This is a genomic window from Stenotrophomonas sp. NPDC047960 (assembly GCF_043204395.1).
GTDB lineage: Bacteria > Pseudomonadota > Gammaproteobacteria > Xanthomonadales > Xanthomonadaceae > Stenotrophomonas.
Map to the genome: position 1 here is coordinate 55,023 of NZ_JBIDBX010000002.1, position 16,026 is coordinate 71,048.

Sequence of the window (16,026 nt, forward strand, 5' to 3'; positions counted from 1 at the left end):
GGATGCCGGGCAAAGCCCGGCATTCCTCTTTACAGGTCGCCCAGACCGCTGGCGCGGCCGTCGTCACCTACTTCGAGCAGGCGCAGGGTGTTGGTGGCGCCATGGGTTTCCATGTGCTCGCCGCTGGTGAACACCACGCGGTCACCGGCCTGCAACTGGTTGGCTTCCACCAGCAGGCGGATGCTGCCACGTGCCGCTTCGCGCGGGGTGAAACCGCGGCTGTCGAAATTGATCGGGAACACATCGCGCATCAGCGCCATCTGGCGGCGGGCGCCATCGTGGCGGGTCACCGCGTACACCGGGGCAGAGGCGCGGAAGCGCGACAGGTAACGGGCAGTGCCACCGGATTCGGTCATCGCCACGATCGCGCGCACACCCACGTGCTGGGACAGGAACATCGTGGCCATGGCGATGGCCTGGTCGGCACGTTCCAGGTTGCGCGGCGAGGCGCCGAAATCGGTCTCGGTCTGGAACTGGCGTTCGGCACCCAGGCAGATGCGCGCCATGGCTTCCACGGCCTTCACCGGGTAGGCGCCGGCGGCGGTTTCGGCCGACAGCATCACCGCATCGGTACCGTCGATGACCGAGTTGGCCACGTCCAGCACTTCGGCACGGGTCGGGATCGGGCTTTCGACCATCGACTGCAGCATCTGGGTGGCGGTGATCACCACCTTGTTCTGGGCCAGCGAGGCCTTGATGATCTTCTTCTGCAGGCCCGGCAGTTCGGCATCGCCGATTTCCACGCCCAGGTCACCGCGCGCCACCATCACCACATCGCTGGCGTCGACGATCTCTTCCAGGTTTTCGATGGCTTCGGTGCGCTCGATCTTGGACACCAGCGCGGCGTAGCAGCCGTGCGACTGGGCGATGGCGCGGGCATCGTTCATGTCCTGCGCGTTGCGGCAGAAGGACACGGCAATGAAATCGACGCCGATCTTGGCCACGATGCCGATCAGTTCCTTGTCGCGCTCGGTCAGCGCGCCCAGCGACAGGCCACCGCCCTGCTTGTTCAGGCCCTTGCGGTCGGACAGCACGCCATCATTGAGCACCGTGTTGACGATGCGTTCGCCCTGCACTTCCACCACCTGCAGCTGCATCAGCCCGTCGTCAAGCAGCAGCACGTCACCGGCCACCACGTCCTGCGGCAGACCCAGGTAGCTCACGCCCACCTGGGTGGTGTCGCCGGCCGGCGCGTTCGGCGAAGCGACCAGGTCGAAGCGGTCGCCCGCCTTGAGGTGGATCTTGCCTTCGGCGAAGCGCTCGATGCGGATCTTCGGACCCGGCAGGTCAGCCAGGATGCCCACTTCAACGCCGACGCGCTGCGCGGCAGCGCGCACGTCGGCGGCACGCTTGGCCTGGCCGGACGGGTCACCGTGGCTGAAATTGAGGCGGACCACGTTCACGCCGGCGCGGAACAGATCCTCCAGCACGCCCGGCGGGTCGGTGGCCGGTCCGAGGGTGGCAAGGATCTTCGTACGGCGCTGACGCTCAATCATGGTTAAAGGGCTCCCGGGAAAGGATTGAAATTAGCACACCCTTCACGTCCCATGAATACGTTTACAGCATTGTCGCGTCTGGGTTTTGCCGATGTCCTGCAGACAGTCCATCCAGACCGCACAAGACAGGGCCGGGCCGGGGGACGACATGCGGCGGCGTACGGAGCGCCGCCGCCGCGTTCAATCGATCAACGAGAGCAGGGCATCCGGGGTCGCGCCCAGGTTGCCGGCGCCCGCCGCCTGCAGTTCTTCGGCGCCGCCAAAGCCCCACAGCACGCCGATGTTGCGCATGCCATGATGGCGCGCGCCTTCGATATCCATGCGCCGGTCGCCGATCATCCAGCACTGCGTCGGTGCCAGCATCAGCCGCCGCAGCGCTTCGGCCACCAACTGCGGCTTTTCGCTGCGGCTGCCGTCCGGCGTTGCGCCGATGACATCCTCGAAGCACGCGCCAAACGGCAGATGCTCGACAATACGCCGCGCATGCGGCTCGTTCTTGGCAGTGACGATCGCCAGCCGGTGGCCACGCGCGTGCAGCTCCTGCACCACCTGGCCGATGCGCGGGTAGATGTCGTGCTCGCGCCAGCCGACCACGTCGAAGCGTTCGCGGTAATACGTCACCGCCTGCTCCACCTGCTCCGGATCATCGAACAGTGGCGCGAAGCTGGTGCGCAGCGACGGGCCGATCCAGCGCCGCAGTTCCTCCTGCGGCGGGACCGGGCGACCCATCTGCGTGAGCGCATGCGCCACGCATTGGGTGATGCCGACGGCGGAGTCGATCAGGGTCCCGTCGAGATCGAAGAAGAGCGCTGCGCGCTCTCCAGGTGGGTGACAACCAACGGTCGTCACCCACCGATCGTTGTCCATCAGTTGCCCCGGGCTTCTAGCGCGGCGACTGCCGGCAGGGTCTTGCCTTCGAGGAACTCGAGGAAGGCGCCACCGCCGGTGGAGATGTAGCTGACCTGGTCGGCGATGTCGTACTTGTCGACTGCAGCCAGGGTGTCGCCGCCACCGGCGATGGAGAATGCCGGCGAGCTGGCGATGGCCTGGGCCAGCGCCTGGGTGCCGTGGCTGAAGGACTCGAATTCAAACACGCCGACCGGGCCGTTCCAGACCACGGTGCCGGCCCTGGCGATCAGGCCGGCGTAGTGCTGGGCGGTCTGCGGGCCGATATCCAGGATCAGGTCGTCTTCGGCCACGTCAGCAACCGCCTTGACGGTGGCCTCGGCATCCGGGAGGAACTGCTTGGCCACCACCACGTCGGTCGGCAGCGGAATGTCGGCGCCGCGGGCCTTGGCATCGGCCACGATCTTCTTCGCGGTGTCCAGCAGGTCTGGCTCGTACAGCGATTTGCCGACAGAGTAGCCCGCCGCGGCGATGAAGGTGTTGGCGATGCCGCCGCCCACGATCAGCTGGTCGACCTTGCCGACCAGATTGGCCAGCAGTTCCAGCTTGGTGCTGACCTTGCTGCCGGCCACGATCGCCAGCAGCGGCTGGGCCGGGGCGAGCAGTGCCTTGGCCAGCGCGTCCAGCTCGGCCATCAGCAGCGGGCCACCGGCGGCGACCGGGGCGAAGCGGATCACGCCGTGGGTGGAGGCCTGGGCACGGTGTGCGGTGCCGAAGGCGTCCATCACGAACACATCGCACAGCGCGGCGTACTTGCGCGACAGGGCTTCGTCATCCTTGCCCTCGCCCACGTTCATGCGGCAGTTTTCCAGCAGCACGATCGAACCCGGGGCAACGTCCACGCCGTCGACCCAGTCGCGCACCAGCGGCACGTTCACGCCCAGCAGCTGCGACAGGCGCAGTGCCACCGGCGCCAGCGACTCGTCTTCACTCCAGACGCCTTCCTGAGGGCGGCCCAGGTGCGAGGTGACCATCACCGCCGCGCCCTTTTCCAGCGCCAGCTTCAACGTCGGCAGCGATGCGGTGATGCGCTGCTCGGAGGTGATGCGGCCGTTCTCGATCGGCACGTTCAGGTCCTGGCGGATCAGCACGCGCTTGCCGGAAAGGTCGAGGTCGGTCATGCGAACGATGGACATGGGGCAGCAACTCTTTGGCGGAAAGGGAAAGGGCGCCGCGCACGGCGCAGACGCCCATTGTAACGGCCCCCCGGCGAGTAACGACCAACGGTCGTTACCTACCGCGCGTTGTTGCGCAACAACGTGGCCGCGAACCCGCCGACGATGAGCACCCCCAGCACCAGCAGGCCCCACAGCAGCCAGCGCTTCCAGTCGCGCACCGGCTGCACGGCGGCGTCGCCGCCCAGCGTCTGCGCGGTGCCCTGCGCGGTCGCGAGCGCCGGCTGCCACTGCGCACCTTTCTGCTCGCGCAGCCGCGCGATCACCGTGCCTACCGGAGCATCGGTACGCGCCGCGCGCACGCTGCCGGCGGCCACGCTGAATGGCGCCTCGCCCTGGCTGAGGAACACCAGCGCTTCAGGCTGGTAGCCCAGCCGCAGGGTCGGGGCCGGCATCGTGGTGCCCTGCGCCGCGGTCAGTTTCCAGTAGCGGTCGCGCGTGGGCACGGCCAGCGACTGGGTCTGCGACTGGCGGCTTTCCCCGGTCTCCTGCAGCTGGTACGCCACCCAGGGGCCGGCGCGGACCTGCCAGGGCTGGGCCGCATCGTCGCGGCTGAGCAGGGTCCACTGCACCACGCTGTTGTCGGGCGTGGCGATGCCCACCTGGGCAATCGGGAAGCGGCCATCCAGGGTGTACTCGAACTCGCCCGGCTTGCCGGCGGTCCCGGCCAGCGCGCGCCATTGCCAGTCGATCGCCTGCGGTGCGGCCACGCGTTCGGCGTGCACCGCCGACAGCACCGGCAGCGCATCGCCGCCGACCGGCACGATGCGGAAATACTTCGCCTCCTGCCCGATCTCGACACGACGCTGCTGCAAGCGGCGGCCACCGTGCTGCAGATCCACCAGCGGCACATCGTCGGCCACGCGCTGCCACTGGCGCAGGTCGTCGCTGGCATCCACCCGCACCCGTGCCTGCAGCGCGGACGGTGCCTGCCAGTCCAGCCGCAGCGACTGCACCGCACCGCGCAGCGCGCTGGCATCCACCAGCCAGCCACCGGGCGCGGCACTGCCAACGCTGCGGCCCAAGCGCGCCTCGACCCGGCGCACGCTGCCGTCGGTGTTGCGTTCGGTCAGCAGTTGCAGGTCATCACCGTCGCCACCGGCCTGGGCCGGCAGCGGGAACCACGGCAGTTCCTGCCACTGCGCGGCCTGCGCCAGCGGCTGGTCGGCCGACAACAAGGCCGCCGGCAATGCCTGGCCCTGCGCATTGAACACCTGCACATCGGCCAGCTGCGGCGACACCGCGCTGCGGTACTGCGCCTCGCCCAGCATCAGCCGGTACGCGCCCGCCTGCGGGGCGGAAAGCTGCAGCGGCCACTGTTCTCGATAGTCCTGGCGCGCGTCGGCGGCCCAGAGCGCGGGGGCAGCGGCCAGCAGCGAGACCGCAGCAATCACACGGGAAAAGAGCATCACGACTGTGTCTCCAGCGGCGTTTCAGGCGCACGCGGCGGTGCCGGCGCCAGGTAACCCACGACCGTGCACAACAGGCCGTAGGCGATGAAGGAAGCAATACCGAGCAGGTTGCCCAGGTGCTGGCGGTCGATCAGCACCAGCTTGGCCAGCACCACGCCCATCAGCACCGCACCGACCAGCCACAGGGCGCGCTGCCCGCGACGCGAGCCCCACACCCAGCTGATCACGCCCAGCACGCTCCAGACCACGGTCAAACTGGTCTGGGCCAACGTGGACGACCACAGCCGCCCGTCCCACGACACCCCGCCCCAGTGGTGCACAGCATGCAGGGTGATGCTGGTCAGCGCCACGAACCCGGCCACCGCCAGCAGCGGCACCCGCCGCGCCTGCAGCGCCGACGGCGCCTGTCCCCGCCACAACCACGCCGCCAGCAACGCCATCACGGCCAGCTGCGCCAGCTCCAGCGGATTCAATACCGGCACCCACGGCAGCGGATCGGCCGCACCCTGCGCGAACAGGAAGCCTGCCCAGGCCAGCCCCAACACCGCGAACAGCGTGGTCTGCAGCGCATGCCGCGCCACGTTGAAGCGCTCGCCCAGCGGCAGCGTCAGCCAGCGCCAGCGCTGCAGCGACACCGTGGCCACTACCAGCCACGGCAGCAGCGCTGCGGCCAGGCTCCAGCCCTGCGCCAGCTCGAAGCGATCGGCCAGCCACGACGCCGCCAGCGATACCACCGTCGGCCACAGCAGCCACCAGACAAACTGCGCCGCCACTGCCGCCCGGTCCTGGCCGCCGCGCAGGCACCACAGGCTGCGCACGCCCAGCACGGCGAACGCCGCCCAGGCCAGCGCCCCGTACCCGGCGAACGGCTGGCGGTGGACATCGGCCTGCCACAGCGCCAACGGGAACGCGCACAGCAGCATCGCCAATGTGGTCAACACCAGCGCCCGCGCTGGCATGCGTCGATGCACCTCGGCCGCGATCCATGCGGTGACCGCCACCACCACCAGCAGTGCGTCCGGGCGCGTATCGAAGACCACGAACCGGCTGATCTCATGACTGGCGCCGCCCAGCCACCAGAGCAGGCCCCACAGGTAGTACACGATGGCAGGTGCGTCGCGCCCGGCACGGCGATAACTGAAGGACGACGCAAAGCCCGCCAGCGCCAGCAGCAACCCGCTCATGAAGGTGGGATTGGCAATCGCCGTGGCATCGTCCAGCCAGTAGTCGGCGCCCACCACGAACCCGAACGCCGCGCCCAACTGCAGCAGCGCACCGGCAATCTGCGGCAACCACCGCTGCTGGCGCAGCCCCAGCCAGACCAGCGCTGCGCCTTCCAGCGCAAACACACTGGCCGTCGCCCGCGCCGACAGCGCCAACGGCACTGCCAGCGTCGCAAAGCCCACTGCCAGCACCGCATGCGACTGCCCCAGCGCCGCATACCGCTCGCGACGGATCAGCGCCCACGCCAGGCCCGTATACAGCGCGGCCAGCCCCAGTGCGCACAGCGCCAGCAGCAGCCGGTCCTCATGCAGCATGCCGGCCTGCAGCGAGAACGCGATCAGCGGCGTACCGAACACCAGGCTGCCATCGACCAGATCGCGCTTCTCCGCAGGCTGGCGGCGCGCGTAGAGAACAGGAATGAGCAGATAGAACGCAAAGAACAGCAGCAGGAACGGCTCGGTACTCGCGAACTTCTCCGCGTTGTACTGCATGACGCCCCACGTGGTGCCGATGCCGAACGTGAACGCAAAACCAAGCAGGTTCAGCGCCCGCCACGGACGCCACCACGCAATGGCGAAGATGGCCGCGTTGAGCACCGCGTAATACGAGAACAGCGCCACATGGTTGCCACTGCCCGTGGACAACCAGATCGGCGCCATGAACCCGGCCAGGATGCCCAGCACCGCCAGCGTGCGCGAATTCTGCACCACCGCCAGCACCCCCATCCCCGCGATCAGCAGGACGCTAAGCGCGAATGCGATCCCAGGATCCAGCAGCTCATAACGTTTGAACGCCGCAAAGATCGTCAACAACAGAATGCCGATCGCCCCGCCCTGCAACGCCAGCGCAAACAACCGCCGCCGCTCGCGCTGCACCCAGCCGAACACCAGCCCGGCCAGCGCCCCCGCCGCAATCGCCGCCAGCCGCAGCTCGATCGGCGCATTGAGCCAACCCTGGTCGCTCGCATACTTCAGCAGTGCCGCCACACCTGCCAGCAGCACCAGCATGCCGATCTTCACCGGCACATTGCCCTCGGTAAACCAGCGCTTGATCGTGCCCACGATCCGCTCACCTAGGTCCGGCCCACGCGGCGCCGGCGGCACGAAGGGCTCGGGTCCGGAGACCGCCGCAGCGGGAAGCGGCGGCGGCGCCACCCGCGCAGCCGCCGCAAACGGCTCGGGCACGGGCTCGGCAGCCGCCAGCGGAACCTCCGCCGCAGGCGCCGGCGCAGGCACAGGAGCCGGCGCATGAGGGCGCTCCTCCCATGCAGCACTCACCGCAGGCTGGACCGCCGGCACGGCACTGTCGCTGTGTGCCTGCTCCAGGGCCGCCACCCGCCGACGCAGGCCGGAAATCATCACCAACGCCACGATCAGCAACACCGGCATGGCCAACAGCACCAGTACCGCCAGGACAATCAAAGCTTCCATTCCGCGTCATCCTCAAGGGAACGCCACGGCCCACCAAGACAAGCATGGCGCCAGCGGCAGCGCAGCCATGCTAACTGAATCGGGGGGAACGGCGCTCCGGGAGGCCAACCCGCTTGCCCATGGCCACCGACCCAGCGTCGAGGGGTCGGCGGGTGCGGGGGTACGGGACTGTCAAAAACATGGATGTTTTTGCCAAGCCCCCATGGGTGAAGGCGCACTGCTTGCGAGGCACTGCCTCGCGTGCGACTGAACGCACAACCGCTGGCGGTTGGGCCGGGGCCCGGAGGGCGGTTTACGGCGTGTCCCGTACCCCCGCACCCGCCGGCCCCAACCCGGCGACCCTCAGACGAGGGCTGTTCGCCAAAAAACGTCAGCAGCCGAACGAAGGCCGGCGACACGTACCGCCGGCAAGTATCGACCCAAAAAAAACGGCGAACCGAAGTCCGCCGTTCTCGAAGATCAGAAAGCCGCAATTACTTCGCAGCAACGACCTTGGCCATTTCCAGGCACTTGTTCGAGTAGCCCCACTCGTTGTCGTACCACGACACCAGCTTGACGAAGGTGCTGTCCAGCGCGATGCCCGCTTCGGCATCGAACACCGAGGTGTGCGTCTCGCCGCGGAAGTCCGTTGCCACCACCTTGTCTTCGGTGTAGCCCAGGATGCCCTTCAGCGCGCCTTCGCTCTGCGCCTTCACTTCCGCGCAGATCTCGGCGTAGGTCGCTTCCTTTTCCAGCTCGACGGTCAGATCGACCACCGACACGTCCGAGGTCGGTACGCGGAAGCTCATGCCCGTCAGCTTCTTGTTCAGCTCCGGGATGACCACGCCAACCGCCTTGGCCGCACCCGTCGACGACGGGATGATGTTTTCCAGAATGCCGCGGCCACCGCGCCAATCCTTGTTCGACGGACCATCCACGGTCTTCTGCGTTGCAGTCGCCGCGTGCACCGTCGTCATCAGGCCACGCTTGATGCCCCACTTGTCGTTGATCACCTTGGCCAACGGCGCCAGGCAGTTGGTGGTGCACGACGCATTGGAAATGATCGCCTGGCCCGCATAGGTCTTGTCGTTCACGCCGTACACGAACATCGGCGTATCGTCCTTCGACGGCGCCGACAGGATCACCTTCTTCGCGCCCGCATCGATGTGCTTCTGCGCCGTTTCCTTGGTCAGGAACAGGCCCGTGGATTCGATCACCACATCCACGCCGACCTCGTCCCACTTCAGGTTGGCCGGATCACGCTCCTGGGTCAGGCGGATCTTCTTCCCGTTGACCAGCAGGTCGCTGCCCGACACGTCCACGTCCGCCTTGAAGCGGCCATGCACCGAATCGTACTTCAGCATGTACGCCAGGTAATCCGGCTCCAGCAGATCGTTGATGGCCACGATTTCGATGTCATTACCGAAATTCAGCACGGCCGAACGCAGCACGTTGCGCCCGATGCGACCGAAACCGTTGATGCCAACCTTGATTGCCATGTTCACAAGCTCCTGCAGCCGCGACAGAGCGGCGCCGATGGAAAGGGCCGCCATTCTAGCAAAGCCCGACCCGCCCCGGCCCCCGGAACCGGGATGGGAAGCGGTTACACCCGTAAAGATCGTGGATTGATCCGGATCAAGGCGCGCCAGAGCCCGGCCGGGAAAACTGGCCCCATTCCACCCCGCCACGAGACAGCACCATGCGCAAGACCCCCCTCCTCCTGTCCGCCAGCCTCGCCGCCGCCCTCGCATTGGCGGCCAGCCCCGCCATGGCCCAGTCCAAGGGCGACTGGACCCTGGCCGCCGGCGTGCACCAGGTGGCTCCCAAGTCCAACAACGGCACCCTCGCCGGCGGCCTCAAGGTCGACGTCGACAGCGACATCAAGCCCACCATCACCGGCGAGTATTTCATCGCCGACAACCTGGGCATCGAAGTCCTGGCCGCCCTGCCGTTCAAGCACGACATCAACATCGACGGCCTCGGCCGCGTCGGCAGCACCAAGCACCTGCCACCGGTGGTGTCGTTGCAGTACCACTTCAACACCCAGGGCAAGGTGTCCCCGTTCCTCGGCGCCGGCCTGAACTACACCACCTTCTTCAGCGAAGACGCCCGCGGCGCCCTGGCCGGCAGCACCCTCAAGCTGGAAGACTCCTGGGGCCTGGCCGCACACGCAGGCATCGACTTCGCCATCGCCGACAAGGGCGCCCTGCGGGTGGACGTGCGCTGGATCGACATCGACAGCGACGTCAAGCTCGACGGCACCAAGCTGGGCACGGTCAAGATCGATCCGCTCGCCTATGGCGTTTCCTACGTGTTCAAGTTCTGATCCACACATCAGAAACGCACCGCGCACCACCCTCGCAGCAATGACGTTTCCCCGGCTTCGGCCGGGGATTTTTTTTGCCTGCCACGCAGACGTTCATTTTTTCTTCAATGAGAACGCGGATTTCGATTGATATGCCAAATACTTAGCGCATCGCTGCGCCGCAGCGGCGATGAAGAAATCGGGTAGAGCAACTCGCGTCAATTCACGCGGTCAATCGACGTGACGTGACTGGCAAGGATTCATGGGCGATCCATGCACAACTGCAGAGCATGACTGGCCGCATCCGTCGGCCTACTGAAGGACTGCCATGTTCCCAACTCCGCTACAACCCGCCACTCCCGGCACCGCCCACATTACACCGCATCCCCTGCAGGAACCGCAGGCCCCGGCGCCCGCCGAAGGGGCCGGAAAGATGGCCAAGGCGAAAGACTTCCTTCTCAACGCCTGGAACCGGACAACGACTCTCCATGGCCAACCGTCATCCGAGGACCTGTTGATCGAGGAAGTCGCCAGCGCAAAGGCAACGCTGACGGTGCTGAGATTGGCGTACCTCACCACGGACGACCCAGACGCCCGCACACAGCAGCTGGCGCAGATGATGCGCCTGCAATCCCTGCTGCCCGAGCGCGAAAGGACACCATTGCCGACCGAGCCGATGCCGGCACAGGCGCTGTCCACCCCCGCCACATCCCTGCCGGAGCCACGGTTGCAGGTCGTTCCTTGCGATCCAGCGCCACCTGCACCCCCCACAGCGCACTCCACAACCCGCAACGCTGATCACGTGGGACGCTCCCTGGCCACGGCGGACGCTGTCTTTCCGGTCCAGGGCACTCGGTGCGTCCAACCCCGGTCTGCCGCATCCCATGATGCTGGCCCAATGGCCCTACGCGGCGGCGCGATCTTCAGCGATCTGTTGCAGGGAAACAGCAACGAAAGCGCCCTCACCCGCCTGGTGGGCACCGTGGGCGCCTGGTGCTCCAGCCACGTCAACATGGCCACCGAGAAGCTGCAGCGGAATATCGTGGCTCGGGACAACATCCGCAACACCCCGCAGCCGGACGCCTACACAAAGCTGGAATACCACTGCAACACGCACGCCACCAGATCCGCCTTGGGGCGCCTGAAGAGTTCCTCCAACGGCACGCATATCCGCACGCTGCTGCAGGGCGGGGACTACCACGGAAATCCCAATGCCGGCAGCTATGGGCCCGCCCATCTGGCCGTCTTTTCCGGGCACAACGATCGCCTGAAGATCCTGTTGGAGGAAAGCGTCGGCCTGATCAATGTGGACCAGATCTCCAAAGTATTCGAGGAAACCGCGCTTGGCGTTGCCGCACAATGCGGCAACCACCGTGGCGCGAAGCTGCTGCTCGGTTACGGCGCCACGCCGAAGACCGACGACTTCCAATGGCTTGCGGTGAGGAACGACCTGGGCATGTTCCAGATGTTGTACGAACACCTGAAGGCACCCGCGCACGCGACCCTCGGCCAGGCCCGCAAGGTGCCCAAGATCGATTTCCAGGCTGTGCTGGGAACTGCGGTCGTCCAAGGTTCGGTCGACGTTGCACGCTTCGTGCTTGAAAACGGGACCAGGCTGAATCCCAACGACAACGTGCTGTTGCAGTATGCAGCCCAGAAGGGCTTCGCCGAGATGGTGAGACTGCTGTTGCGTCACGCACCGGCCGGTTATGCCCAGCGCCTCGACCCGGTCACTCAGCGCTCGCCATTGGAAACAGCCCTGTACGCCGGGCAGGTGCAGACGTTTGCGGTACTGATGGCCGACCACGCCGACGCGGACATCCTTGCCAATGGCAGCGCCAACGTCGAGCAGGTGTGGCCGCTGCTGTCTCCGTTCGATAAGGAAAAGATCGCACCGTTGCGGAGCTTGCTGCGGACCTGGATGCTGCAGCGGGAGCACGGCACGCCGCCCGCAGTGATGGCGCCGCACGCGTCGAGGCTGGCCATCGCGGACGTGGCTGCCAACGATTCCGAAGCAGCTCGCCCGACACCGCCCGCATCATCAAGGCCCAGCGGCAAGGTGTTCCGGTTTGGGGACGCTTTCAGTCAGCCGATTGCGCTGTAGAGGCCAGCCGCTGGGCGCCAGAACCCGCGTTCTGTCGTGCCCGGCGGCTTCAACCGGCCAGGCGGCCAGATCAGGAAAACGTGCCCGGCAGACCGGGCCGCTACAATGCGGCGATGAAAATCGCCTCCCTGTTGTCTTCTTCCGCCCTGGTCCTGGCGCTCACCGTAGTGTCCACCGATGCCCTTGCCTGGGGCGCACAGGGCCACCGTCTGGTGGCCCGCATTGCCGAACCACGCCTGACCCCGCAGACCCGCGCCGAAGTGGCGCGCCTGCTGGCCAACGAACCCACCCCGACCCTGGCCGCCATCGCGCCGTGGGCCGACGAACTGCGCGCCAAGGATCCGGGACTGGGCAAGCGTTCGGCCGCCTGGCACTACGTGAACATCGGCGAGGACGATTGCCAGTACGAGGCTGAGCGCAATTGCCGCAATGGCAACTGCGTGGTGGAAGCGCTGAAGGCGCAGACCGCCATCCTCGGCGACCGCAGCCGCCCGGATGCCGAACGCGCGCAGGCGCTGAAGTTCGTCGTCCACTTCGTTGGCGACATCCATCAGCCGATGCATGCCGGCTACGGCCACGACAAGGGCGGCAATGACTTCCAGGTGCAGTACAACGGGCGCGGCACCAACCTGCATTCGCTGTGGGACAGCGGCATGCTGAACACGCTCAAGCTCGACGACGATGCGTACACCAGGCGCCTGTCCGCGCTGAAGGCGCCGAAGGTGGCCAAGCGCTCGGCGATCGCCACCGACGCCGTGCAGTGGGCCGAAGCCAGCTGCCGCATCGCCATTGCACCTGGCGTTTACCCCACCCGGCGTACGCTTGCCCCGGAGTACACCGCGACCTACCTGCCGGTGGCGGAAGCCGAGCTGCGCCTGGCCGGCGAACGTCTGGCGGTGCTGCTCAATGACACGTTGGGTAAACGCTGAGGTTTCACCATGTCACCGCACGTCGCCAGTTTCTTCCACCCGGGCAGCAACACCTTCAGTTACGTGGTGCATGACCCGGCCACCCGGCAGGCGGCAGTAATCGACCCGGTGCTGGATTACGACCCGGACACCGACGCGGTGGGTGCCGGGCCGTTGCAGCCGCTGCTGGCGCACGTGCGCGAGCATGCGCTGGAGGTGCGCTGGCTGCTGGAGACGCACGCGCATGCCGACCATGTCAGCGCCGGGCGCCGGCTGAAGCAGTCGTTCCCGCAGGCCACGCTGGCGATGGGCGGCGGAATCGTGGAGGTGCAGCGTACGTTCGCGCCACGCTATGGGCTGGATGGTCCTACCGACGGCTCGCAGTTCGATCATCTGTTCGTGGACGGCGAACGCTTCGCGGTGGGCGGGATCACGGCGGAAGTAATAGCGGTGCCAGGGCATACCAGCGACAGCGTCGCCTACCGGATCGGCGATGCGCTGTTCACCGGTGATTCGCTGTTCATGCCCGATAGCGGTACGGCGCGCTGCGATTTCCCAGGGGGCGATGCGGCCCTGTTGTACCGCTCGATCCAGCGCCTGCTGGCGCTACCCGATGCGACCCGGGTATTCGTCTGCCACGACTACGGCCCGGGCGGGCGGGAAGTGGCCAACGAAACCACCATCGGCGAGCAGCGCGCGCGCAACATCCACCTGCATGACGGAGTGAGCGAAGCGGAGTTCGTGGCGACCCGGCAAGCGCGCGATGCTACGCTTGCCGAGCCGAGGTTGATGCACCCGTCGGTAAAGGCGAACATCCAGGGCGGGGCGTAGAAGCCAGGCAACGCGTGGTTTTATCGCGTCTTTACCGTGTGCTGGCCGTGCACGATCTCAAACGTGAAGGCGTAGAACAGGCTCACGGCTACCGGTTCCACCCGCTCGGCATCGCGACAGTCACTGCGGTCGGCCAGCGCATGGCCCGCGGCGAAGTGGCACACGGCCGCAGGCGAGTAGCGCCACATTGCCACCGCTTCCTGTGCCGCCTCCACCAGCACCCGGTTTTCGGGCGCGGCGCCGGCCACACACTCACTGCGATCACTCACCGGCGCACTGCGTTCCACGGCACCGTCGGCGCTCACCACCACCTGCAGACAGACTGTGGTGGGCGGCAGCTCACGACGCGGATCGCGCTCCCCCAGCACCGGGTCCGGCGCCGCGTACAGCTGCGGCATGCGGTAGCCCTCGCTGGGCTTGAGCGTGTAAGCCTCCACCTGCCCGGCGCCGCCCGCAGCGGCGGGTCGCAGCCGCTGGTGGTCGACCGATTCGGCCCGTGAATCCACCGTGGTGACGCGGTCGTGGCCGGCGCAGCCCGCCACCCCCACCACGAGCGCAACCGCCGCAGGCAGCAGCCACCTCACTGGCCGGTCACCGTTTCACTCAGGGCGAAGTTCACTGGAATGCGGACTGCGGCCGCCACGGCTTTGCCATCCCTCATCGCCGGACGGTAGGTCCACTGCCGCGCTGCGGCGATCGATACCGCGTCGAACACGCCCGGGTTGGTTGCACTGAGCACGCGCACATCGCTGACCCTGCCCTGCGCGTCCACATCCACCCGCAGCACCACTTCGCCGCTCTGGTTGTTCTCGAACGCGCTGGCGGGGTAGCTCGGCGGCGGCATCCTGTCGATCGTCACCGGGCGCTCCAGCCCTGCCTTGGCCGCATCTTCCTGCGCGAACTGGAACGGTTCGGCACTGATCGCCGGGCTGCCGCCGCTGCCGGCCTGGCTGGCCCAGGCGACCGCGCCCAGCCCCATGCACAGCCCCACCACCAATACCTGGCCGGTCACCCACGGCAACGCCCTGCGCTTGTGTTCCTTCATCATGGCAATTCGCTCCTTCAACATCGGTTGGCTGCGCCAGTGGCACGCCATGGGCGCAACCGGGTGGACCAACTGCGCCTTCAGCAGCGCGTTGGCGTACAGCCGGCGCGAGGCCGGATGCGGGTCGACCGTGCGTGCGTCGCAGGCCAGCTCCTGGTCACGCAGGAAGCGGCGCGAGGCCCACGGCAACAACGGATGGAACCAGAACAGGCAGCGCAGCAGCGCCAGCGCGGCATTGGCCCAGTGATCGCCATGACGGCGGTGCTGGCATTCGTGCTGCAGGATCAGCGCGCGTTCGGCCGCACTGAAGCGCAGATCGAAATCCGGGCCGACCACCACGCGTGGTGACCACAGGCCCACCAGGGCCGGCAGGCCGGGATCGGCGCTGGCCTGCCAGCTGCCATCGCCGCGGCGCTGCAGCGTGCCCATGCCACGTTCGAAGCGGCGCTGGCCACGCCACTGGAGGATGCCGACAAGCAGTGCACCGGCCGCCCACAGCGCGACCAGCAGCGCCGGCCACAGCACCGCGTCGGCCGGCAGCACCGGCGCACGCAGCGCGGCCCCCAGCGCGTGCACCGGCGTGGCCTCGACGAGTGGCACGCGGGGCAGTGGCAACAGCGGTGCCAGCATCACCAGCGGCAGCAGCCACCAGCTGCGGTACACCAGCGATGCGCCGCCCAGCCGGCGCAGCAGCGGGCGCAGCGCGGCCAGCAGCACCACGGCGATCGACACCCACATGCTTGCCAGCAGCACTCCCTGCAGCAGCTCAGTCATGGTCCAGCTCCTGGATCAGCTTCTTCAGTTCGGCGATGTCCTGCGCGCTCAACTCGCCGCGTTCGCTGAAATGCGCCACCAGCGGCGCGACCCGGCCGGCGAACAGCTTGTCCAGCATCCCGCTGCTCTGCTCGGCCACCCAGGCCTGGCGCTGCAGCACCGGCGAGTACAGGTAGCGCCGGCCGTCTCGGCTGGCGCTGATCGCACCCTTGGTGAGCAGCCGGTTGAGCAGGGTCTTGATGGTGGGCTCGGCCCAGTCGCGATCGGCCAGCGCGGCCACCACCTCATCGGCGCCCTGCGGGTGCCGGTTCCAGAGCACTTCCATGACAACGGCTTCGGCTTCGCTGATCTGGCTCATCATTTACACCCGTAATCGACGATCCGATTACGCGCGTAATCTTTCGCGCTGTCAACCCCCCGTGTCACGGGTCCGTTCA

At 67.3% G+C, this 16,026-nt stretch carries 13 protein-coding genes; 4 read left to right on the forward strand and 9 right to left on the reverse strand.

All coding sequences use genetic code 11. From position 1 onward, the window contains the following. Positions 1 to 29: 29 nt before the first annotated feature. The 6 genes from pyk to gap form a co-directional block, all read right to left on the reverse strand. Entirely contained in the window at positions 30 to 1,496 is a 1,467-nt protein-coding gene (gene pyk / locus ACGFZ3_RS05895) for a pyruvate kinase (RefSeq protein WP_392917780.1), read from the reverse strand. A 180-nt stretch (positions 1,497 to 1,676) separates the two neighbouring features. Then, the gene (locus tag ACGFZ3_RS05900; protein WP_392917782.1) at positions 1,677 to 2,363 is read right to left on the reverse strand and encodes an HAD hydrolase-like protein; all 687 of its coding nucleotides are present in this window, start codon (positions 2,361 to 2,363) and stop codon (positions 1,677 to 1,679) included. Then, positions 2,363 to 3,538 (reverse strand): phosphoglycerate kinase, encoded by a 1,176-nt coding sequence (locus ACGFZ3_RS05905; RefSeq protein WP_392917785.1) that lies wholly within the window; start codon positions 3,536 to 3,538, stop codon positions 2,363 to 2,365. Before ACGFZ3_RS05905 ends, ACGFZ3_RS05900 begins: the two co-directional genes overlap by 1 nt. Positions 3,539 to 3,636: 98 nt before the next feature. After that, the gene (locus ACGFZ3_RS05910) at positions 3,637 to 4,989 is read right to left on the reverse strand and encodes a DUF3999 domain-containing protein (RefSeq protein ID WP_392917787.1); all 1,353 of its coding nucleotides are present in this window, start codon (positions 4,987 to 4,989) and stop codon (positions 3,637 to 3,639) included. Further along, entirely contained in the window at positions 4,986 to 7,643 is a 2,658-nt protein-coding gene (locus tag ACGFZ3_RS05915) for a DUF2339 domain-containing protein (RefSeq protein ID WP_392917790.1), read from the reverse strand. The genes ACGFZ3_RS05910 and ACGFZ3_RS05915 overlap by 4 nt, the downstream gene beginning before the upstream one ends. A gap of 473 nt (positions 7,644 to 8,116) precedes the next feature. Beyond that, positions 8,117 to 9,121, reverse strand: coding sequence for a type I glyceraldehyde-3-phosphate dehydrogenase (gap, locus tag ACGFZ3_RS05920; protein ID WP_392917793.1), 1,005 nt, complete (start codon positions 9,119 to 9,121; stop codon positions 8,117 to 8,119). A 200-nt stretch (positions 9,122 to 9,321) separates the two neighbouring features. Here gap and ACGFZ3_RS05925 point away from each other — a divergent pair, with 200 nt between their 5' ends. The 4 genes from ACGFZ3_RS05925 to ACGFZ3_RS05940 all read left to right on the forward strand — a co-directional run bounded on the left by ACGFZ3_RS05925 (position 9,322) and on the right by ACGFZ3_RS05940 (position 13,770). Then, a complete protein-coding gene (locus ACGFZ3_RS05925; protein ID WP_392917796.1) occupies positions 9,322 to 9,948 on the forward strand; it encodes an OmpW family protein in 627 nt (208 codons plus the stop codon). A gap of 412 nt (positions 9,949 to 10,360) precedes the next feature. Then, on the forward strand, positions 10,361 to 12,031 hold the full coding sequence (locus tag ACGFZ3_RS05930; protein ID WP_392917799.1) for an ankyrin repeat domain-containing protein: 1,671 nt from the start codon (positions 10,361 to 10,363) through the stop codon (positions 12,029 to 12,031). Positions 12,032 to 12,144: 113 nt separating this feature from the next. Next, on the forward strand, positions 12,145 to 12,960 hold the full coding sequence (locus tag ACGFZ3_RS05935) for a S1/P1 nuclease (RefSeq protein ID WP_392917801.1): 816 nt from the start codon (positions 12,145 to 12,147) through the stop codon (positions 12,958 to 12,960). 9 nt (positions 12,961 to 12,969) lie between these two features. Beyond that, positions 12,970 to 13,770, forward strand: a complete 801-nt coding sequence (locus tag ACGFZ3_RS05940; RefSeq protein WP_392917804.1) for an MBL fold metallo-hydrolase — start codon at positions 12,970 to 12,972, stop codon at positions 13,768 to 13,770. Between the two features lie 20 nt (positions 13,771 to 13,790). Here ACGFZ3_RS05940 and ACGFZ3_RS05945 read toward each other — a convergent pair whose 3' ends face one another. The 3 genes from ACGFZ3_RS05945 to ACGFZ3_RS05955 are packed head-to-tail and all read right to left on the reverse strand — an operon-like array spanning position 13,791 to position 15,947. Then, the gene (locus tag ACGFZ3_RS05945; RefSeq protein WP_392918867.1) at positions 13,791 to 14,345 is read right to left on the reverse strand and encodes a hypothetical protein; all 555 of its coding nucleotides are present in this window, start codon (positions 14,343 to 14,345) and stop codon (positions 13,791 to 13,793) included. 5 nt (positions 14,346 to 14,350) lie between these two features. Next, positions 14,351 to 15,589, reverse strand: a complete 1,239-nt coding sequence (locus ACGFZ3_RS05950; RefSeq protein ID WP_392917807.1) for a TonB family protein — start codon at positions 15,587 to 15,589, stop codon at positions 14,351 to 14,353. Next, complete coding sequence (locus ACGFZ3_RS05955) at positions 15,582 to 15,947, reverse strand: BlaI/MecI/CopY family transcriptional regulator (protein ID WP_392917810.1); 366 nt, start codon at positions 15,945 to 15,947, stop codon at positions 15,582 to 15,584. Before ACGFZ3_RS05955 ends, ACGFZ3_RS05950 begins: the two co-directional genes overlap by 8 nt. Positions 15,948 to 16,026: the final 79 nt, after the last annotated feature.

Coding starts and splice junctions, on each gene's coding strand:
- ACGFZ3_RS05950 (WP_392917807.1), bottom strand. CDS start 15,589: ATGACTGAGCTGCTGCAGGGAGTGCTGCTGGCAAGCATGTGGGTGTCG.
- ACGFZ3_RS05915 (WP_392917790.1), bottom strand. CDS start 7,643: ATGGAAGCTTTGATTGTCCTGGCGGTACTGGTGCTGTTGGCCATGCCG.
- gap (WP_392917793.1), bottom strand. CDS start 9,121: ATGGCAATCAAGGTTGGCATCAACGGTTTCGGTCGCATCGGGCGCAAC.
- ACGFZ3_RS05935 (WP_392917801.1), top strand. CDS start 12,145: ATGAAAATCGCCTCCCTGTTGTCTTCTTCCGCCCTGGTCCTGGCGCTC.
- ACGFZ3_RS05955 (WP_392917810.1), bottom strand. CDS start 15,947: ATGAGCCAGATCAGCGAAGCCGAAGCCGTTGTCATGGAAGTGCTCTGG.
- pyk (WP_392917780.1), bottom strand. CDS start 1,496: ATGATTGAGCGTCAGCGCCGTACGAAGATCCTTGCCACCCTCGGACCG.
- ACGFZ3_RS05940 (WP_392917804.1), top strand. CDS start 12,970: ATGTCACCGCACGTCGCCAGTTTCTTCCACCCGGGCAGCAACACCTTC.
- ACGFZ3_RS05905 (WP_392917785.1), bottom strand. CDS start 3,538: ATGTCCATCGTTCGCATGACCGACCTCGACCTTTCCGGCAAGCGCGTG.
- ACGFZ3_RS05930 (WP_392917799.1), top strand. CDS start 10,361: ATGGCCAAGGCGAAAGACTTCCTTCTCAACGCCTGGAACCGGACAACG.
- ACGFZ3_RS05900 (WP_392917782.1), bottom strand. CDS start 2,363: ATGGACAACGATCGGTGGGTGACGACCGTTGGTTGTCACCCACCTGGA.
- ACGFZ3_RS05925 (WP_392917796.1), top strand. CDS start 9,322: ATGCGCAAGACCCCCCTCCTCCTGTCCGCCAGCCTCGCCGCCGCCCTC.